Genomic DNA, 18,764 nt, shown 5'->3' with positions numbered 1-18,764 from the left:
GCTCCTCTCTCGCATGGCCGAGAGCCGTGGCTTCCTGAGCTTCGGTTTCATGCTGCCGGCGGCAGCGCTTCTGCTGGTGTTCCTGACTTATCCGCTGGGCTTGGGGGTGTGGCTCGGCTTCACCGATACCCGCGTCGGCCGACCGGGCATCTTCATCGGCCTTGAGAACTACGAATATCTCTGGGACGATTCGATCTTCTGGCTCTCGGTCTTCAACACGCTGCTCTACACCGTCACCGCGTCGATCCTGAAATTCATGCTCGGCCTGTGGCTGGCGCTGCTGCTCAACGAAAACCTGCCGTTCAAGTCGTTCTTCCGCGCCGTGGTTCTGCTGCCCTGGGTGGTGCCCACCGTGCTGTCGGCGATCGCCTTCTGGTGGATCTACGATTCGCAGTTCTCCATCATTTCCTGGGCGCTCATCGAACTCGGCATCATCGACCACCGCATCAATTTCCTCGGCGATCCGACGAACGCCCGCGCTTCGGTCATCGCCGCGAATGTCTGGCGCGGCATTCCCTTTGTCGCCATCACCCTGCTCGCCGGGTTGCAGACCATTCCCCAGTCGCTCTACGAGGCGGCCACTCTCGATGGCGCCGGCAAATGGCAACTGTTCCGCTATGTCACGCTGCCGCTGCTGACGCCGATCATCGCCATCACGATGACATTCTCGGTGCTGTTCACCTTTACCGATTTCCAGCTGATCTACGTCTTGACGCGCGGCGGTCCCGTCAACGCGACGCACCTGATGGCAACGCTCTCCTTCCAGCGCGGCATCTCCGGCGGCCAGCTTGGCGAGGGCGCGGCGATCGCGGTCGCCATGATCCCGTTCCTGCTGGCGGCGATCCTGTTTTCCTATTTCGGCCTGCAGCGGCGCAAATGGCAGCAGGGCGGAGGCGACTGAGATGACCGTGACCGAAGTCCGCAAACACGCCGTCGGCGACGAAGGCGGCATGGGCTACCTGCAGAGCGTGCCGCGCCGCGTCGTCACGATCTACCTGCCGCTGCTGATCTTCGTCATCGTGCTGCTCTTTCCGTTCTACTGGATGGCGATCACCGCCGTGAAGCCGAACGAGCAGATGACCAACTTCAACGACTACAGTCCGTTCTGGGTGGTCAGTCCGACGCTCGAGCACATCAAGTACCTGTTGTTCCAGACCTCCTATCCCGGCTGGCTGCTCAACACCGTCATCATATCGACGGCCGCGACCTTCCTGTCGCTGCTGGCCTCGGTGTTTGCCGCCTACGCGATCGAACGGCTGCGCTTTTCTGGCTCACGGCAGGTCGGCCTCGGAATTTTCCTCGCCTATCTGGTGCCGCCGTCGATCCTGTTCATCCCGCTGTCGCTGATGGTGTTCAATCTCGGCCTCTACGACACGTCATTCGCGCTGATCCTGACCTACCCCACCTTCCTGGTGCCGTTCTGCACCTGGCTGTTGATGGGCTACTTCCGCTCCATCCCGTTCGAACTTGAGGAATGCGCGCTGATCGACGGCGCCAGCCGCTGGCAGATCCTGACCAAGATCATCCTGCCGCTGTCGGTGCCGGGACTGATCTCGGCCGGCATCTTCGCCTTCACGCTGTCCTGGAACGAGTTCATCTATGCGCTGACCTTCATCCAGTCGTCGGAGAACAAGACCGTGCCGGTCGGCGTGCTCACCGAGTTGGTGCGCTCGGATGTCTACGAATGGGGTGCGCTGATGGCGGGAGCGCTGATCGGCTCGCTGCCGGTGGTCATCCTCTATTCCTTTTTTGTCGAGCACTATGTTTCTTCGATGACGGGTGCTGTGAAGGAATAGAACCGGCGAACACCGAGGCTGGACTTGCATTCAGCCTGGCTCCGCTCGTTTCCGACAATCACATTTTCTTGCTTTGCCGGCCAAGCCTCTTGGAATGACCTTGGCCGCGCGTTATTTCCGGATAGGCAAGCGGCGATTTGCGCCACGTAACCGCCAAGACGCATTTTTATGATCGTTTATTGACGCAAGGATTTTCCGGCATGTTCGATCCCCGCGAAAAAATCGCCCTGTTCATCGATGGCGCCAATCTCTACGCCGCATCGCGCGCGCTCGGCTTCGACATCGACTACCGCAAGCTTTTGTCGAGTTTCCAGAAGCGCGGCTACCTGCTGCGCGCCTACTATTATACCGCACTGATCGAGGATCAGGAGTATTCGTCGATCAGGCCGCTGATCGACTGGCTCGACTACAACGGCTTCAAGGTGGTGACCAAGCCGGCCAAGGAATTCACCGACTCGACCGGCCGCCGCAAGATCAAGGGCAACATGGACATCGAACTGACCGTCGATGCGCTGGAGCTTGCCGATGTCGTCGACCACTATGTGATCTTTTCCGGCGACGGTGATTTCCGCACGCTGGTCGAAGCGCTGCAGCGGCGCGGCCGCAAGGTCAGCGTTGTGTCGACCATGGCATCGCAGCCGCCGATGATTTCCGACGATTTGCGCCGCCAGGCCGATCACTTCATCGACCTGACGACGCTGAAGAACGAGGTTGGCCGTGATCCGTCCGACCGCCCTGCCCGGCGACCCGAACCGGCCGATGCCGAAGACGACGATTATTGATGTCGGCACAAAATCTGGCGCTGCTCGCGGAGCCGTCGCGCGACTGTCCGCTGTGTCCCCGGCTGCATGATTTCATCGCGCAGTGGCGGCAGCGCGAACCGGAATGGTTCAACGCTCCCGTGCCGACGTTCCTGCCGCCCGAAGGCGACGAGGCCGTGCGCTTTCTCATCATCGGGCTGGCGCCCGGCCTGCGCGGCGCCAACCGCACGGGGCGCCCCTTCACCGGCGACTACGCCGGCGACCTGCTCTATTCGACGCTGATCCGTTTCGGCTTCGCCCGCGGCGAATTCAAGGCGCGGCCGGACGACGGACTGGAACTGGTCGGCACCGCCATCACCAACGCGGTGCGCTGCGTGCCGCCCGAGAACAAGCCGGTCGGCGCCGAGATCAACACCTGCCGCGGCTTCCTGAAGCCGACGATCGAGCGTTTCCCAAACCTCGAGGCTGTTCTGACGCTTGGCGGCATCGCCCACCAGACGACGGTGCGGGCGCTCGGCGGTCGCGTCGCCGCGATGCCGTTCAAGCATGGCGGCCGTCATCAGGCCGGCGGCATCACGCTGTTCTCCAGCTACCACTGCTCGCGCTACAACACCAATACGGGTGTACTGACGGAAGAGATGTTTGTCAGCGTTTTCAGCGATGTAGCAAAATTTCTGCACAAATAGCGCAGCGGAATTTAGGGCGGACCGACGGCCCGCCCTCGCCGATTTTCATTCGTCGGGCAGGTATCGCGACAGGCCGATGGTCAGCAACGCCAGCACGACGCAGAACGCCGCCAACGGCCACGCCGTATCGCCCGGCAGCAACAGCACTGCGAGCGTGCCGGCAGCGGCGACGATGACGCTCTCGATGCAGTAATACACCGCCACAGCTGTACCCGCCGCCTCTCCGAACGGCCGCAGCGCCCCGTTCGCGGTGACCGCGCAGGTGACCGCGATGCCCGCTGACACGACCCACACCGGCACGATGAAGGCCAGCACCGAGGGGAAGAGGAACAACTGGCCAAGCGCCAGCAGCACACCGCCGCAAAGGAGCAGGCCCATGCCTCGGACGAGACAGCCCCGAAATCCCCAGCGCTCCACGAAACGTCCGGCAAAACGGCTGGTCGCGATCATCACCAAGGCAGCGGTCGCGAAGAGCAGGCTGAACACCGTCGGCGACAGGCCAAGCCGCTCGATCAGCAGCCTCGGCGCAGTGGAGAAATAGACGAAGAAAGCGCCCATCGCCGCACTGAAGCCGATCGTGTAGATCCAGAATGCTGCATTGCCGAGAATGGCGCCGACGCGCAGCCGCTGCACCGTTTCACCGGCTGGTCGGGTTTCCGGCCAGCGCAGCAGCGCCTGCATGCCGGCCACGGCGCCGAGCACGGCAAGCACCATGAAGATGCCGCGCCAGCCGGCGACATGGTCGATGAGCGCGCCGAGCACCGGTCCCACCGCCGGCACGAAGGCGAGCATCGAGCCGAAAAGGCCGTAGATCACCGCACTTTCGGGCCGGTCCGCATAGACGTCGCGCACCGTCGCGAAGGTCGCGACCAGCATTGCCGCGCCGCCCGCCGCCTGCACGATGCGCAGACCAACGAAGGCAGGCGCCCAGCCGGTATAGGCAAGGGCGACGGAAGCGGCGGTGAAAAGAATGACGCCGGCAAGCAATACCGGCCGGCGTCCGACGCGGTCGGAAAGCGGCCCGAACAGGAGCTGACCGAAACCCAGCACCACGATATACAGGCTGAGTGTGAGTTGCACGGTCGCCGGCGTGGTCGCCAGGATGGCCGGCATCACCGGCACCACCGGGAGGTAGACGTCCATGCCGAGCGAGGCCAGCAGGTCGAAAGGCGCCATCAGCAGCAAGGCTGCCGGCAGCGAATAAGTCCAATTTTTTGGGGTAAACATAGCAAAAGTCCGCACGAATGAGATTCGGCGGCGCTCCTGATCGCAGGACGCTGATTGCCCGAACGGAGAACGCCGCAATAGCTGGTTCAAGAGAAGCTATTGCGGCTTACTTGGTCGCGGTCTCGGCAGTCCTCATCGATCGGCAATCCAGCATGGCGGGAATGGAGGCTTTTAGGGTCGCTGCTCGGCCGTCGTCAAGACCAGGCCGGCATGGATCGCGCCGCCTCTACTCGGATGCACCATCCTGGGTGGGTGTTGGTGCGAGCGGATCGGCTAGGCGCGACGATCCTCCTTGAAGAACATTCAAATCGACATCGCCCTCGATCCCGTTGACCCGGCCCTTGTTGTGGTACTGCCAGTAGATCCAGTCTTCGTGACCGGGATGCCGGATCAGCGACCGCACCCAACGCTCCCGGTCCGGTATTGCCTGGGCATAGACATCGGCGGCTTCATCGATCAGGTAAACGACCGCCTTCTTGCCGAATGCAGCCTCGACGGGCGCGAGGAAGGCGGCCACTTCGGCTCTCAACTGCTCGACGGTCGGCCGCCGAGGACAATTGCCGACGAACTCGATGTCGACGACCGGCGGCAGCAACGACCGGTCGTGCGGTACTGTGTCGATGAAATTCTGCGCCTGGTCGGCGCCCGGCCTGCAAAAGGTGAAGAAGTGATAGGCGCCGACCGCCAGTCCCGCCTTTCTGGCGGCCGCCAGATTGGCGGCGAAAAGCCTGTCCCTGTGATCGCCGCCTTCGGTCGCCTTGATAATCGCGAAACGCACATCGTCAGCTGCGACACGAGGCCAATCAATGTCGCCCTGATGATGAGAAACATCGATGCCTCGAACCGGATATCGTTGCCGGTCCGGCGAGAACTCCCGGAAATATAGATAGCCGCCTGCCGCGAGGGCGCAACACAAAAGAACGATTGCAGCAGAGCGGAGCAGCGTCACAAATACAACCTTCAATTGTAGGTCGCCTCGGAAGCGATATCGGCCTGAAATTGGGCTTTTATAAAGCACCGATCGTCTGCCGGTGCTAACCCCGCTCCTTCAGCAGCCGCCCCTTTCATGGTTCCAGTCGCGCGGCTTTTCGCTCTCGCGCTTGTCGTGCAGCTTCTTGCCGCGCCACCGCGGGCAGCAGCTTGCGGCGGCGGCAGCGGCTGGGTCAGTTGGCGAAGGTCCGGTTGCGGATCGGCACACGCCCGTCGAAGGCGATCCGCACACCCTCGCCGCTTTCCGGATCGATCGCATGGATATGCAGATGCGGCTCCGTCGTGTTGCCAGAGTTGCCCACCAACGCGATCCTTTGACGGGCGGCAACTGGGTCGCCCACCGCAATGGTGATGCTGCCGGGTTGGAGATGCGCAAGCTCGACCCGGATGCCGTCGCAGTCGAGCACAACATGGTTGCCGGTGGCATTCTCGCGGTCCCGCTTCGGCGGCCGCTGATCCGGCAGCCCGTCCCGCACGCTCACTACCTTGCCGTCGCAAGGGCTGACCACGGTGCTGCCATAGACGGCGTAACGGGTTGGATCGTCCAGCGCGATGCCGTCAGCCCGGAAGCCAAATCTGTTCAGCGCCGTGAAATCCGCGGCAAAGCGCTGGGCGCGATGAGTGCTGTGATAGTTCAGAAGAGCATTGCCGCCGCCCTGCCCGACGACGAAATCCCCGCCCCGCAACGGGAAGGCCATCTGCCGGACATCCTCGCCGGGGAGAAATCCCAGTGCAACATAGACGGCGGCAGAGCCGAAGAAAGCGAACGAAATCAGCGAAGGCCATTGCGCCTTCCACGATTTTCCGGACCTGCCCGCCCAACCCGAAGCTGAATTCCGGCGCCAGGAAAGGACCAGCGCAAGAATTATCACGGCAATTACCGCAAAGCGCGTGTAATACCCCGCGATATCCCATCGACCGATCATCAGGATCAGCAGGAAGAAGACCAGAGTTTCGGCCACCAAGATAAGCCAGCCAGCGCGTGTGGCTCCGGCGAGCCGCCAGATGCGCCATGCGAGGCCGAGAGGCATCGCAATGCAGACGAAGAGCATCATCAGTTCGAGAAAGATCATCGCGTCCGATTCATTCAGGGTTCAAGGATCGTAGCCCGGTTTTCGGATCAACCGCCAAGCACCGAGGATCGTTTCCTGAAACCCCGATTACCCCCGCTCCTTGAGCAGGCGACCCTTTTCGCGGTTCCAGTCGCGCTGCTTCTCGCTCTCTCGCTTGTCGTGCAGCTTCTTGCCCTTGGCGACCGCGAGCAGGAGCTTGGCGCGGCCGCGATCGTTGAAGTAGATCTTCAGCGGCACCATGGTCATGCCTTCACGGTCGACAGCCTGACCGAGGCGCGCCATCTCGCGCTTGTTCAGCAACAGCTTGCGGCGTCGCCGCGGCTCATGGTTGAAGCGGTTGCCCTGCAGATATTCCGGCAGGTACGAGTTGATCAGCCAGATTTCGCCTCCCTCCAGCGACGCGTAGGATTCCTGGATGTTGGCATGGCCTTCGCGCAGCGATTTGACCTCGGTGCCAGTCAGCATCAGGCCGGCCTCGATGGTGTCGAGCACCTCGTAGGAGAAGCGCGCCTTGCGGTTCTCCGCCGCGACCTTGTTGTTGGGATCGGATTTCTTGCCGGGGGCCATGGTTCTTCAAGCGGTGGATACCGCTGCTTCCTTGCTCTTTGTAGAATCAGCCTAGTTGATAAGGCCCGCGTGTTTCATGGCCGCGTCGATCTTCTCGGCGGTCTGCTGTTCGACGGTCACCAGCGGCGAACGCAGCACGTTCTCGATCTTGCCCAGCCGCGAAAGCGCGTATTTCGCGCCCGACACGCCCGGCTCGATGAAGATCGCCTTGTGCAGCGGCATCAGCCGGTCCTGCAGATCGAGCGCTGCGTCCTTGTCGCCGTTGAGCGTCGCCTCCTGGAACTCTGCGCAGAGGCGCGGCGCAACGTTCGAGGTCACCGAAATCGCGCCGACGCCGCCATGCGCGTTGAAGCCGAGCGCCGAAGCATCCTCGCCGGACAGCTGGATGAAATCCTTGCCGCAGGTGATACGCTGTTCCGACACGCGCTCGACCTTGCCGGTGGCATCCTTGACGCCGGCGATGTTTTTGAAGTCGTGCGCCAGCCGTCCCATCGTTTCCGGCATCATGTCGATGACCGAACGCGGCGGGATGTTGTAGATGATGATCGGCAGGCTCGTCGCCTTGGCCACCGCGGCGAAATGCGCGTAGAGGCCGCGCTGCGTCGGCTTGTTGTAATAGGGCGTCACCACGAGAACCGCATCGGCGCCGACTTCTTCGGCATACTTCACCAGGCCGACGGCTTCCTCGGTGTTGTTCGAACCGGCGCCCGCCACGACGGGCACCCTGCCCTTCGCCACCTCGACGCAGGTCTTCACCACCGACCGGTGCTCGTCGTGCGACAGCGTCGGCGACTCTCCCGTGGTGCCGACCGGAACGAGACCGGTGGTGCCCTCGGCTATCTGCCATTCGACAAACGCGCGAAAGGCTTTCTCGTCGAGACGCCCGTCCTTCTGGAACGGTGTCACGAGCGCGGTAAGCGAGCCTCTCAGCATGTCGTCCAACTCCCTGGAACGCTTGGGTTTCAAAGTCTTTGCGATGTGGCGGGTTTTCTAGCCGAAAGCAAGGCGGCGCACCATAGTCCTGACACGTCCATGCAGCAATACCAGCTTACAGTCGATCGGCGGCGGTAACCTTTTGTTTACGTCCCCTTCATCGGGCGGGGATAATCTTTCTGCAACCCGCTCCTATCTGTATCGTGTCGGACAGGGAATGAAGAACTTCATGCCACCCGGATCATTGGTGCGACTTGCGCTTGCCGGCGCCGCGCTGGCCTTGGTGCCGGCTGCGTTCGCGCAGTCCGGGCAGCTTCCCTATGCGCCGATTCCCACATCCCGGCCGCAAGCGGCGATCAGTGGCAATCTCGACAACGAAACAACCGGCGCGGTGCGAGCGCAGCCGGACGCTATCGTCGAACAGCCACCCATTGGCGCGGCTCCTGTCTCGGCGCTGAAAAGCGGCCTCGACGCCTTGTCGGCCAAGGATCTCGGCCGGGCGCGGAGCGTGCGTGATGGCTTGCCGGCTGCCGCGCTCGACCGGCACATCCTCGCATGGGCCATCGCGCTGCAGGGCGGCGACGCCATTCCAAGCGGCGAAATAGCGGCGGCTGCAAAGGCATTGCCGGGCTGGCCCGGCATGGCAGCACTTCGCCGCAACAGCGAGAAGGCCATGCTGCGCGAAAATCCGGCCCCGCGGATCGTGGTGCAGGCATTCGGCGGCACGAAACCGCAAACGGCGGAAGGCGCGATCATTCTGGCGCGATCATTGGTGGCTCTCGGTGAGACCCGCCGCGCACTGGCCGTGCTTTCGCCGTTCTGGAGAACTGAAAAGCTCGACGCCAGGGACGAGATCGCCATCCTGACGGAGTTCGGCGCGTTGATCCCGGTCGCCGACCACCGTCATCGCATGGAACGCATGCTTTACGCCGACCGGATCGTCTCGGCGCAGCGTGTCGCGTCGCTGGCCGGCGCAAAACCGCTCGCGGATGCCTGGGCGGCCGTCATCAAGGGCGACAAGGACGCGCGCAAGCTCCTGGATGTGGTGCCTTCCAGCCAGCGATCCGCCGGCTATCTGTTTGCAGAAGCCAGGTACCTGCGGCGCAGCGATCAATTCACCAAGGCAGCCGCGATCATGCTGAAGGCGCCGAAGGAGAAGGCAGCGCTGGTCGATCCTGACGCCTGGTGGATCGAGCGCCGCGTGCTGTCGCGCGAACTGGTCGATGCGGGCGACATCAAGTCCGCCTACCGGCTCGCCGCGGCGCATTCCGCCGAAAGCCCCGCCAACGCCGTCGATGCCGAATTCCACGCCGGCTGGTACGCCCTGCGCGGCCTGAACGATGCACCGGCGGCGGCGAAACATTTCACCCGCATCGCCGAAATCGCCGACGGGCCGATTTCGCTGTCGCGCGCCTATTACTGGCTCGGCCGCACGGCCGAGGCCGACGGACCGGGCGATGCAAAGGCCTATTTCCAGCGCGCCGCCACCTACGGCACCGCCTTCTATGGCCAGCTCGCCGCGGCCAGGATCGGCGGCGGTGGCATTACCGTCACCTATCCGGCGCCCTCCAACGCCGATCGGCAGGCCTTTGCCAGGCGCGAGCCCGTGCAGGCGATCCGCCGTCTGGAGGACGCTGGCTATGCCTGGCGCGCCGACATCCTGTACCGCGACCTCGCCGAGCAACTGACCAGCCCGGGCGAACTGACGCTGCTGGCGGCGATGGCCGAAAAGCGCGGCAACCATTTCCTGGCGCTGCGCGTCGGCAAGATCGCCGCCGGGCGCGGCATCGAGATCGGCGCATTGTCGCATCCGACCGGTGCCATCCCCTCGTCGGCGAGGATCGGCGGCGCCGGGATGGCGCTCGCCTATGCGATCGCCCGGCAGGAAAGTGAATTCAACGTCGGAGCCGTCTCTGGCGCCGGCGCCATGGGCCTGCTTCAGTTGATGCCCGGCACCGCCAGGGAGGTCGCCAAACGGTCCGGCCTGCCCTTTTCCCAGTCACGCCTGACCTCCGATGCCGGCTACAATGCGACCTTGGGCGCAGCTTTCCTCGGCGAGCAGCTCGGCAGGTTCGACGGTTCCTACGTGCTCACTTTCGCCGGCTACAATGCCGGCCCGGCGCGGGCAAGGGAATGGGTCAAGCGCTACGGCGACCCGCGCGGCAAGGACATCGACACGGTGGTCGACTGGATCGAGCGCATCCCCTACGCCGAAACGCGCAGCTATGTGCAGCGGGTGATGGAGAATTACCAGGTCTACAAGATGCGGCTTTCCGGCCAGTTCGACATCGCGACGGACCTGGTCAGCGGGCGGTAGCTGTCGTCCGCCTGCGCTCGATGGCTATTGATTCTGCTCACCCCTACCGTCTAGCAATGACAGACACGGCGGCGACGGCGCTCGCGCGGCAGGAGCATTCATGGACATCTCGACCGGATTTTCGGACTTTTTCTACTCGGCATCCGACGGATTGAAGCTTCATGCGCGCATCTATGGCGACGATCGGGGCGAAAGACTGCCGGTCATCTGTCTTCCCGGGTTGACGCGCAACGCGCGTGATTTCCACGATCTCGCCTTGCGGCTGTCGCGCGACACCGAGCGGCCATGCAAGGTCGTCGTTTTCGACTACCGGGGACGCGGGCAGTCCGCTTACGATCCCAACTGGAAGAATTATGATGTGATCGTAGAGGCGGGCGACGTCATCGCCGGACTCACCGCGCTCGGCATCGAGCATGGCGCCTTCATCGGCACCTCACGCGGCGGACTGATCATCCACGTCCTCGCCGCCATGCGACCCGCCGTGCTGAAGGCGGTGGTGCTCAACGACATCGGGCCGGTGGTCGAAGGCGAAGGCCTGGCGCATATCCGCGCCTATCTCGAGCGCGCGCCAAAGCCCAAAAGCCTGGCGGACGCCATCGCCGTGCAGAAGGCAGTCCACGCGCAAGCGTTTTCAGCCCTCGACGACGCCGACTGGGAACGTTTCATCGGAGCCATCTATCGCGAGGACGGTGGCGTTCCGGTGCCGGATTTCGATCCAGCCCTGCTCAATGTCGTGAAAAGCATGGATCCGACGAAACCGCTGCCGGTGCTGTGGCCGCAATTCGAGGGCCTGTCGGCCGTCCCGATGCTGGTCATCCGAGGCGCCAACTCGAAGCTGCTTTCCGCCGCGACTTTGAAGGAAATGGCGCGGCGCCATCCCGATTGCAAGACCGTCACCGTCGCGGGCCAGGGCCATGCGCCGTTGCTCGAGACCGGAGACCTGCCGGTGATCATCGCAGCATTCCTGGCCCGCGCGGATTAGCAATTCGCAGCTGAGCCCTGGCGTAAAATTGTCGGATATTTCAATCCTCTAACACGGCGTCTTCAAGTCAAACGACTGGCATGCTGACGTTCGCGCTCGAGCCCGCTGTCCGGTGCGACGTTGCATGGAACGCGCCGACCAGATCACAACCGCAACCTTTTCACAAACAAAAAACCCGGCGGTTGCCCGCCGGGTTTTCTTGATCAGCTGTAAAGCTGATTAGAAGTTGCGCTGGAAGCGGATGAAGCCGCCGAAAGCGTCCGAGTCATCGACGTCGAAGTTTTCGCCATAAGCGATTTCCGGCGTGATGGTGAAGCCCGGAACCAGCTCGTAGTCGACGTTGGCGACAGCCGAGAAGTTCTCGTAGTCGTCATAGGCGAGCTGAACGTTGACTGCGGCCTTCGGAGAAACGACCCAACGGCCGCCGCCCCAGATGGCCCAATCGCCACCCCAGTTGCCGTAGAAGTTCGGCTCACCGACATCGTCATCCTTGAAGCCGCCCATCACGAAGAGGCTGAGGGCTTCCGTCGCCTTGATGTCCAACTTCGCCTTGATGGCGTATTCTTCCCAGACCGAGTCGTAACCAGCGACAACGCGGATGGCACCCCAGCCGGCGGTGTAGCCGACGCCGCCGGTTACGTGCGGGACGTAATCGTCGATCGTGTAGGTGAGGCCAGCGCCTTCTTCGAGAGCGATCGCGGCGGTGAAGCCGTTGCCAGCGTCGAAGCTGTACTGGATGGTGTGGGTGTCATACGGGCCGAACGGAACGGCAAAGTCGTCGTTGATGACCGAGCCGGCATAGTCGGTGAAGGTCGTGAACAGCGAGTCGGTCTTACCGATCTTGAAGCCGCCGAGCTCGATCCAAGCATGGTTCAACTTGGCCTGGCCGCTGGTGGTCGTGGAGAACACGCCAACCTGCTCTTCGATGCCGTCGCCGTCGATGTCAGCAAATGCGCCGGTCGTGGTCGAATCCCAGTCGAAGTTGACCTGGAAGTACGCACGCAGGGTGCCGAGTTCGGTTTCGGTACGGGCGTCGAGACGCAGGGCCGCACGAGCACGCTTGTAGTAGGTGTCGTTGGTGTTCAGGATGCCGTTGGCGAAGTCTTCCTTGTCCAGCACGTCCTGCAGGCCGAAGAGATCCCCCACGCCGATGTCGTAACGGACATAGCCGCTGACCTTCAGGCAGGTTTCGGTGCCGGGCATGTAGTAGAAGCCGGTGCCGTACACGTCGCAAACGCGAACGTATTCGACCGGCTCTGGCTCGGCGATCACGACCGCATCGGCGGCGCGTGCACCGGAAACTGCGACGAGGGCCGCAGCGGAGCCAAGAAGCAGGCTCTTGATGTTCATTTTCTGACCTCCAGTCAAAGTTAAAAAACGGGTCTGGGTATTTTTGCTGAAGGACAGCGTTCCCTGCCCCATCCCCAATGCCGAAAAAAGACGCGCACCGCGCTCCCTTCTTCGATGCTGACTTTTACCGATGCCGTTCGCCCGTTCAACAACCATCAGGCGTTTCGGATCACCGTCCGGCTGCTATGCCCAATCGCTGTTGCACAAATGACACGATTTTGCCCACCTTGTTCATTTCTCAGTAACCATCAAGCCCCGCCGAGGCCTTGCAGCATGCCTTTTGTCCAGGAACGGACCGAGGAATCACGACGACATCGTGGGCATGGAGTGTCGAATCGTCCGGCCATATTCCGGTTTGGAGAATCGGCGGCGTCACCGCAGGTTCTGCCCCGACATCGGTTATTTGACCGTCTCATCGGCATTTTCGCAAATGAACGCCGCCGCCCTTATTGATTGTCATGCCGTATTTCTTTATCCAGCGCAGCAACGGAGAGGTGGCCGAGTGGTCGAAGGCGCTCCCCTGCTAAGGGAGTAGGCCTCAAAAGGGCCTCGTGGGTTCGAATCCCATCCTCTCCGCCAGCGCGCTCGCGGCACCTTTGTGCCAAGCCAACCCGTTTCCTGCGCCCTAGCGTTTGCCGCGACAAAGCCTGATAGATGGCTGCCACGACATTCGACAGGCAGCATCCGATGCAATCCTTCTCGCGCGCCGACATCACGCTGGCCAACTGGCGTACGCACCCGTTCAGCCGCTGGTCGTTCCAGAACGTCCAGGAATTCGTGCCGGTGGCGGCAATCGCCGCGCCGGGCCGGGAATCCGAACCGCCCGGGTCCGGCAGCCTGCTGAAGGAACTCAGCCTGCGCGACCCGGCGGGCGAACGCATCACGGCGGTCGACCATCTTGAGAACTCCCATACCGACAGCTTCGTGGTGATGCGCGACTGGAAAATTCTCGACGAATGGCACGGCGCCGGCGTCGATCCAGCCAAGCCCCATATCGTCTTCTCCATCTCGAAATCGGTAACCGGCATGCTGGCCGGCATTGCCGCGGGCGACGGTGTGCTCGATCCTGACGCGCTCGTCTCCCGCTATCTTCCCGAGGCAAGGGGCTCGGCCTACGGCACTGCGCGCGTGCGCGACCTGCTCGACATGACCGTGAGCGTCGATTTCGACGAGGAATATCTCGACGCCGACGGTGCTTTCGACCGCTACCGGCGTGCGATGCTGTGGAATCCGGAGCGGACCGGCACCCGGACGGAAAATCTCGGCGAATTCCTGTGCTCGCTGAAGCCCGGCGGCGGGGCGCATGGAGAACGCTTCTATTATGCATCACCCAACACGGACATGCTCGGCATGGTCATCGAGCGTGCCACCGGCGTCCGCTACGCCGACTATCTCGGCGAGAGATTGTGGCGGCCGATGGGCGCGGCCGGCCAGGCCTACGTCACCGTCGACCGCGTCGGCACCGCGCGCGCCGCCGGCGGCGTCTGCGTCACCGTCCACGACCTGGCACGGCTCGGCCAGCTGGTGCTGGATCAGGGCCGCGCGCAATCGGGAGATCAGGTCATCCCGACCGACTGGATCGCGGACATGCGCCGGAACGGCGATGCCAGGGCTTGGAAGGACGGAAACTTCGCCCACATGTTCGAGAAGGGCCGCTACCGGTCGTGCTGGTATGATACCGGCGACGGCCGCGGTTCGTTCGCGGCGGTCGGCATCCACGAACAATGGCTGTGGGTCGATCCCGTCAGCCGCATCGTGCTGGCGAAATTCTCGTCGCGGCCCGAGCCCAGCGACGATGCCGCGAGTGCGCTGGAAATCCGCATGCTCGGCCAGATCGCCGCGGCGCTGTGACAGGACTGCGAGCGCCAGCTGCGCGAACGGAAGGCCAGCCCCGGAACCATGACCATTTGCGGCGCGCTTTGGCGAAAGAAAACGGAATTGCTTCCCGGCCGCCGGGTCAATATCTAGGGTCGCAACCGTCCTTCATCTGAAACGAGCCTTGCGATGCCCGAAACCCCGCATCTCACTCCCCTGGTGGCGTCACTGCCGGCTACGGTGCCTTTCGTCGGGCCCGAGGCGCAGGAGCGGACGCGCGGGCGAAAATTCCGCGCCCGCATCGGCGCCAATGAGAGCAGCTTCGGCCCCTCGCCCGCGGTGATCGCCGCAATGAACGCCGCAGCCCCCGGCATGTGGATGTATTGCGATCCCGACAATCATGACCTCAAGGCGGCGCTTGCGGCATTTCTCGGCATCGACATCGGCAATGTTGTCATCGGCGAAGGCATAGACGGTCTGCTCAATCTCATCGTGCGCATGTATGTTGCTCCCGGCGACGCGGTGGTGACGTCGCTCGGCGCCTATCCGACCTTCAACTTCCATGTCGCCGGCTTCGGCGGCCGACTGGTGCCGGTGCCGTTCGAAAACGACCGCGAAAACCTCGACGGGCTGCTGGCGGCGGTAAAGCGCGAAAAGGCACCGCTGGTCTATCTCTCCAATCCCGACAATCCGATGGGCACCTGGTGGGAGGCTTCGGAGATTACCCGCTTCATCGAGGCGCTGCCGGAAACGACGATGCTCATTCTCGATGAGGCCTATGGCGAGACCGGGCCGGCGTCGGCGCAGCCGGGGCTCAACGTTTCGCGTCCGAACCTCGTCACCTTGCGGACGTTTTCGAAGGCCTATGGGCTCGCCGGCATCCGCTGTGGCTACGCGATCGGCGAAGCGGACGTCATCGCCAGTGTGGAAAGAGTGCGCAACCACTACGGCGTCAGCCGCATGGCGCAGATTGCCGGTGCCGCGGCGCTTGCCGACCAGGCCTATCTCCGGGGAGTCGTCGCCAGGGTTGCCGCGGGCCGCGAGCGGATCGCCGGCATCGCCCGCGCCAACGGGCTGGCGCCGATCGGCTCGGCCACGAACTTCGTCACCATCGACTGCGGCGCCGACGGCGCTTTTGCGATGAAAGTGCTGCAGGGGCTCCTGTCGCGCGACGTGTTCGTGCGCAAGCCGATGGTGCCGGTGCTCGACCGCTGCATCCGGGTCAGCGTCGGGCTCGATCATGAACTGGCGATCTTCGAGGAAGAACTGCCGGGCGTACTTGCCGCGGCACGCGGCAACTGACCGCCGAAATCCCTATATCTAAGGCGGGAGATGATGCAACGTCCGAGGGCGAGATGACCGATCCTTCCCAACTGCACCATGTCGTCGTGGTCGGCGCCGGGTTTGCCGGCCTGCAGGCAGTCCACGATCTTGCCGGCGCGCCGGTGCGCATCACCATCATCGACCAGCGCAATCACCATCTCTTCCAGCCGCTGCTCTATCAGGTCGCCACCGCCTCGCTGGCGACATCGGAGATCGCCTGGCCGATCCGCCACCTTCTCCGCAACCGGCGCGAGGTGACGACGCTGCTCGCCACCGTGACGGGCGTCGAGGCCGATGCAAAACGCGTCGTGCTCGAGGACGGCAGCCACATCCCTTACGACACGCTCGTGCTCGCGACCGGCGCACGGCATGCCTATTTCGGGCATGACGAATGGGAACCCTTCGCGCCCGGCCTGAAGACGCTGGAGGATGCGACCACGATCCGCCGCCGCATCCTGACCGCCTTCGAACGGGCCGAGCGGGAGACCAATCCGGAGCGGCAGGCGGCTCTGCTGACATTCGTCATCATCGGCGCTGGTCCGACCGGCGTGGAACTCGCCGGGACCATCGCCGAACTGGCGCGCGAAACGTTGAAACGCGACTTCCGCCACATCGATACGGCCAGGACGCGCGTGGTCCTGGTCGAGGCCGGACCGCGCGTGCTTGCCGCCTTCACCGAGGATCTTTCGGCCTATGCCCGGAAATCCCTGGAGAAGCTCGGCGTCGAGGTAGCGCTCGGACAACCCGTTTCGGCCTGCGGTCCCGAGGGCGTCGTCTACGGCGATACCCGGCTTAACGCCGGCACGATCATCTGGGCGGCAGGCGTCCAGGCCTCTCCGGCGGCCGAATGGCTGGGCGCGGAGGCCGACCGCGCCGGCAGGATCAAGGTCGAGCCGGATCTCACGGTGGCGGGCCATCCCGATATCTTCGCCGTCGGCGATACCGCGACGATGCTTGCTCCCGACGGCAAGCCGGTTCCGGGCATCGCGCCTGCGGCGAAGCAGGCCGGCGCCCATGTCGCCCGCGTCATCCGGGCACGGCTGAAGGGAGACACCGCGCCGCAGCCGTTCCGCTACCACCATCAGGGCAATCTGGCGACCATCGGCAAGCGGCTGGCGATCATCGACTTCGGCCGCATCAAGCTGCGCGGCGCACTGGCGTGGTGGATCTGGGGCCTCGCCCACATCTATTTCCTGATCGGCGTGCGCAACCGCCTCAGCGTCGCGCTGTCATGGCTCTGGGCCTATGTCCGCGACCAGCGCAGTTCGCGCCTCATCACGCAGGGATCCGCTGGCGAATTGCGGCCGAACGACGCGAAAAAAGGCGCCGAAGCTGGCCAGCCGTAGGGCGTCGAAGGAAGCGGCCCCGGCCCGCATTCACAACACCAGTTCCCAGGTCTGTCCGACCAGGTCCTTGCCGAAGCTGTGGTGCTTCTCTTCCGCGACCAGCTTGAAACCAGCACGCTCGTAGAGCTTTCGCGCGGCTCCCAGCACGTCGTTAGTCCACAAGACAAGCCGTTCATAGCCGCATTCGCGCGCCTGCCTCACGCATTCGTCGACCAGACGCGCGCCGATGCCGTGCCCCCTCGCCCCTTCCTCGACATGGAGCATCCGCAATTTCGCGGTCGCGTCATTCTCGTGGACCAGAAAGACCGCGCCAACCGGCAGGGCGTCGAGTTCCGCGATCCAGCAGAAGTCGCGACCCGGCTTGAAATCGCGGATGAAGTTGGCGCCGATTTCGGCCAGCAGCGCCTCGAACTCGATGCTCCAGCCGTATTCCTGCGCGTAGAGGTACGCCTGGCGATGGATGACCCAGCCGACATCGCCGACACGATGCGGGCGCAACACGATTTGCGGCGCTTCGGCTGCGGCCCCGCCCAACAATTCCGTCATCACACGCAAGGACTTGCCGAGTTCCGGCAGTTTTTCGTCGGGCAGAGCACCGACGAGGGCCTCAATATCCTGATCGGCGGCAGCCTGGAGTCCGGCAAGAGCTTTCTCGCCTGCCTTGGTCAGCGACAATATCCGCCGGCGCCGGTCCGCGTCGTCGGCCCGCGCCTCCGTCAGGCCGGCAGCCGCGAATTTCTTCAGGATGCGCGTCAGGTAGGCGGGGTCGAGCCGCAGGTCGGTGGCGATCTCGGACGCCGCCGGCCCTTCGTCCAGGTGAAAGGTGTCGGCAAGAAAGCCCAGTTCTCCGCTGGCCCTGGCGTCAACCGGGCTGTTTCGATGGCCGATCTCGAAAAGCACGCGCGCCTCGGTCAGCGTGAACGGGCTGCGGGTCAGCGTTTCCTCGAGCAGGCCGATGGTGCGCGTGTAGGAGCGGTTGAAGCCGCGGATCTGCGAGACCAATGCCTCACGGGCAGACAGCATGACGGTTTCCTTCAAGGGATGATAGCTTCCTGGACTTAGTCCACTAAATTTATTGGACTGAGTCAACTAAATATCTGACGATTCGCCAGCTTCCGCCCGATACCGGAGGCAGATACGTATCCATCCCCGTTGCATTCACGCCCGGATGCGCCAGATTCGGTACGTTGGAGACCGATGCGGAGGCGGCGGTGGAGAAAGACCGCAAGGCGGTGATGGTCCGGATCACCGGCAAGGTGCAGGGTGTCAGTTTCCGCGTCTGGACGCGGATGGAGGCGCGAAAGCTCGGCCTTGCCGGATGGGTCCGCAACGAGGACGACGGGTCGGTGACGGCGTTGATCGCCGGCCATGACGCCGCGGTGGCGGCGATGATGGACCGGCTGTGGCAAGGCCCGGCGGGAGCATCCGTCCGCAACGTTGCCTCCCAGGACATCGAACCCGACGAACGGTTTCCCGATTTCAGGATCGTCGTCTAGACGCGATCATCCGAATCGGCCCCTGCCGGGCGTCACGTAGGCAACCTCACCCTTGAATTAATTGAACGTTCGTTTTATTATTTGCCGATATCGGCGAGGAAT

At 63.5% G+C, this 18,764-nt stretch carries 17 protein-coding genes, 1 tRNA gene and 1 pseudogene; 11 read left to right on the top strand and 8 right to left on the bottom strand.

Annotation, left to right across the window (positions count from 1 at the left end):
• The first annotated feature begins 13 nt into the window (after positions 1–13).
• From OHD58_RS09270 to OHD58_RS09255, 4 genes are all read left to right on the top strand, one after another.
• On the top strand, positions 14–901 hold the full coding sequence (locus OHD58_RS09270; protein WP_412177200.1) for a carbohydrate ABC transporter permease: 888 nt from the start codon (positions 14–16) through the stop codon (positions 899–901).
• A 1-nt stretch (position 902) separates the two neighbouring features.
• Positions 903–1,796 carry a carbohydrate ABC transporter permease gene (locus OHD58_RS09265; RefSeq protein WP_263802929.1) on the top strand — a complete coding sequence of 298 codons (894 nt, stop codon included), beginning with the start codon at positions 903–905 and terminating at the stop codon, positions 1,794–1,796.
• Positions 1,797–1,996: 200 nt separating this feature from the next.
• On the top strand, positions 1,997–2,578 hold the full coding sequence (locus OHD58_RS09260) for an NYN domain-containing protein (protein ID WP_263802928.1): 582 nt from the start codon (positions 1,997–1,999) through the stop codon (positions 2,576–2,578).
• Entirely contained in the window at positions 2,578–3,243 is a 666-nt protein-coding gene (locus OHD58_RS09255) for a uracil-DNA glycosylase (protein WP_263802927.1), read from the top strand. The genes OHD58_RS09260 and OHD58_RS09255 overlap by 1 nt, the downstream gene beginning before the upstream one ends.
• A gap of 45 nt (positions 3,244–3,288) precedes the next feature.
• On the opposite strand, the gene cml is transcribed toward OHD58_RS09255, so the two are convergent.
• The 6 genes and pseudogenes from cml to dapA form a co-directional block, all read right to left on the bottom strand.
• The gene (gene cml, locus OHD58_RS09250) at positions 3,289–4,470 is read right to left on the bottom strand and encodes a CmlA/FloR family chloramphenicol efflux MFS transporter (RefSeq protein ID WP_263802926.1); all 1,182 of its coding nucleotides are present in this window, start codon (positions 4,468–4,470) and stop codon (positions 3,289–3,291) included.
• 226 nt (positions 4,471–4,696) lie between these two features.
• Positions 4,697–5,419 carry a GH25 family lysozyme gene (locus OHD58_RS09245; RefSeq protein WP_318528250.1) on the bottom strand — a complete coding sequence of 241 codons (723 nt, stop codon included), beginning with the start codon at positions 5,417–5,419 and terminating at the stop codon, positions 4,697–4,699.
• 85 nt (positions 5,420–5,504) lie between these two features.
• Positions 5,505–5,593, bottom strand: a pseudogene (locus OHD58_RS09240) (SsrA-binding protein); the annotation flags it as partial.
• Positions 5,594–5,633: 40 nt separating this feature from the next.
• Positions 5,634–6,533: a M23 family metallopeptidase gene (locus OHD58_RS09235; RefSeq protein WP_263802924.1), complete on the bottom strand. Its 900-nt coding sequence runs from the start codon at positions 6,531–6,533 to the stop codon at positions 5,634–5,636.
• 87 nt (positions 6,534–6,620) lie between these two features.
• The gene (gene smpB / locus OHD58_RS09230; RefSeq protein WP_263802923.1) at positions 6,621–7,100 is read right to left on the bottom strand and encodes an SsrA-binding protein SmpB; all 480 of its coding nucleotides are present in this window, start codon (positions 7,098–7,100) and stop codon (positions 6,621–6,623) included.
• Positions 7,101–7,151: 51 nt separating this feature from the next.
• Complete coding sequence (gene dapA, locus OHD58_RS09225; RefSeq protein ID WP_263802921.1) at positions 7,152–8,033, bottom strand: 4-hydroxy-tetrahydrodipicolinate synthase; 882 nt, start codon at positions 8,031–8,033, stop codon at positions 7,152–7,154.
• A 229-nt stretch (positions 8,034–8,262) separates the two neighbouring features.
• On the opposite strand from dapA, the gene OHD58_RS09220 reads away from it, so the two are divergent.
• The gene (locus OHD58_RS09220; protein ID WP_263802920.1) at positions 8,263–10,350 is read left to right on the top strand and encodes a lytic transglycosylase domain-containing protein; all 2,088 of its coding nucleotides are present in this window, start codon (positions 8,263–8,265) and stop codon (positions 10,348–10,350) included.
• A 100-nt stretch (positions 10,351–10,450) separates the two neighbouring features.
• Positions 10,451–11,332, top strand: a complete 882-nt coding sequence (locus OHD58_RS09215) for an alpha/beta fold hydrolase (protein ID WP_263802918.1) — start codon at positions 10,451–10,453, stop codon at positions 11,330–11,332.
• Positions 11,333–11,551: 219 nt separating this feature from the next.
• On the opposite strand, the gene OHD58_RS09210 is transcribed toward OHD58_RS09215, so the two are convergent.
• Entirely contained in the window at positions 11,552–12,682 is a 1,131-nt protein-coding gene (locus tag OHD58_RS09210) for a porin (protein WP_263802916.1), read from the bottom strand.
• Positions 12,683–13,170: 488 nt separating this feature from the next.
• Between OHD58_RS09210 and OHD58_RS09205 the strand changes: the two genes are divergently transcribed.
• From OHD58_RS09205 to OHD58_RS09190, 4 genes are all read left to right on the top strand, one after another.
• Positions 13,171–13,261: transfer RNA gene (locus tag OHD58_RS09205), tRNA-Ser, on the top strand.
• Positions 13,262–13,336: 75 nt separating this feature from the next.
• A complete protein-coding gene (locus tag OHD58_RS09200) occupies positions 13,337–14,533 on the top strand; it encodes a serine hydrolase domain-containing protein (RefSeq protein ID WP_263802915.1) in 1,197 nt (398 codons plus the stop codon).
• A gap of 153 nt (positions 14,534–14,686) precedes the next feature.
• Complete coding sequence (locus OHD58_RS09195; protein ID WP_263802914.1) at positions 14,687–15,799, top strand: pyridoxal phosphate-dependent aminotransferase; 1,113 nt, start codon at positions 14,687–14,689, stop codon at positions 15,797–15,799.
• Positions 15,800–15,852: 53 nt separating this feature from the next.
• Entirely contained in the window at positions 15,853–17,166 is a 1,314-nt protein-coding gene (locus OHD58_RS09190) for an NAD(P)/FAD-dependent oxidoreductase (RefSeq protein WP_263802913.1), read from the top strand.
• A 30-nt stretch (positions 17,167–17,196) separates the two neighbouring features.
• On the opposite strand, the gene OHD58_RS09185 is transcribed toward OHD58_RS09190, so the two are convergent.
• Entirely contained in the window at positions 17,197–18,189 is a 993-nt protein-coding gene (locus tag OHD58_RS09185; RefSeq protein ID WP_263802912.1) for a helix-turn-helix domain-containing GNAT family N-acetyltransferase, read from the bottom strand.
• 188 nt (positions 18,190–18,377) lie between these two features.
• Here OHD58_RS09185 and OHD58_RS09180 point away from each other — a divergent pair, with 188 nt between their 5' ends.
• A complete protein-coding gene (locus OHD58_RS09180) occupies positions 18,378–18,662 on the top strand; it encodes an acylphosphatase (RefSeq protein WP_263802911.1) in 285 nt (94 codons plus the stop codon).
• Positions 18,663–18,764 lie beyond the last annotated feature (102 nt).

Source organism: Mesorhizobium sp. ZC-5, assembly GCF_025753855.1.
GTDB lineage: Bacteria > Pseudomonadota > Alphaproteobacteria > Rhizobiales > Rhizobiaceae > Neomesorhizobium.
The sequence above is the reverse complement of the archived record's forward strand: the minus strand, read 5'-3'. Positions and strand labels throughout refer to the sequence as shown.

Coding starts and splice junctions, on each gene's coding strand:
- OHD58_RS09270 (WP_412177200.1), top strand. CDS start 14: ATGGCCGAGAGCCGTGGCTTCCTGAGCTTCGGTTTCATGCTGCCGGCG.
- OHD58_RS09265 (WP_263802929.1), top strand. CDS start 903: ATGACCGTGACCGAAGTCCGCAAACACGCCGTCGGCGACGAAGGCGGC.
- OHD58_RS09260 (WP_263802928.1), top strand. CDS start 1,997: ATGTTCGATCCCCGCGAAAAAATCGCCCTGTTCATCGATGGCGCCAAT.
- OHD58_RS09255 (WP_263802927.1), top strand. CDS start 2,578: ATGTCGGCACAAAATCTGGCGCTGCTCGCGGAGCCGTCGCGCGACTGT.
- cml (WP_263802926.1), bottom strand. CDS start 4,470: ATGTTTACCCCAAAAAATTGGACTTATTCGCTGCCGGCAGCCTTGCTG.
- OHD58_RS09235 (WP_263802924.1), bottom strand. CDS start 6,533: ATGATCTTTCTCGAACTGATGATGCTCTTCGTCTGCATTGCGATGCCT.
- smpB (WP_263802923.1), bottom strand. CDS start 7,100: ATGGCCCCCGGCAAGAAATCCGATCCCAACAACAAGGTCGCGGCGGAG.
- dapA (WP_263802921.1), bottom strand. CDS start 8,033: ATGCTGAGAGGCTCGCTTACCGCGCTCGTGACACCGTTCCAGAAGGAC.
- OHD58_RS09220 (WP_263802920.1), top strand. CDS start 8,263: ATGCCACCCGGATCATTGGTGCGACTTGCGCTTGCCGGCGCCGCGCTG.
- OHD58_RS09215 (WP_263802918.1), top strand. CDS start 10,451: ATGGACATCTCGACCGGATTTTCGGACTTTTTCTACTCGGCATCCGAC.
- OHD58_RS09210 (WP_263802916.1), bottom strand. CDS start 12,682: ATGAACATCAAGAGCCTGCTTCTTGGCTCCGCTGCGGCCCTCGTCGCA.
- OHD58_RS09200 (WP_263802915.1), top strand. CDS start 13,337: ATGGCTGCCACGACATTCGACAGGCAGCATCCGATGCAATCCTTCTCG.
- OHD58_RS09195 (WP_263802914.1), top strand. CDS start 14,687: ATGCCCGAAACCCCGCATCTCACTCCCCTGGTGGCGTCACTGCCGGCT.
- OHD58_RS09190 (WP_263802913.1), top strand. CDS start 15,853: ATGACCGATCCTTCCCAACTGCACCATGTCGTCGTGGTCGGCGCCGGG.
- OHD58_RS09185 (WP_263802912.1), bottom strand. CDS start 18,189: ATGCTGTCTGCCCGTGAGGCATTGGTCTCGCAGATCCGCGGCTTCAAC.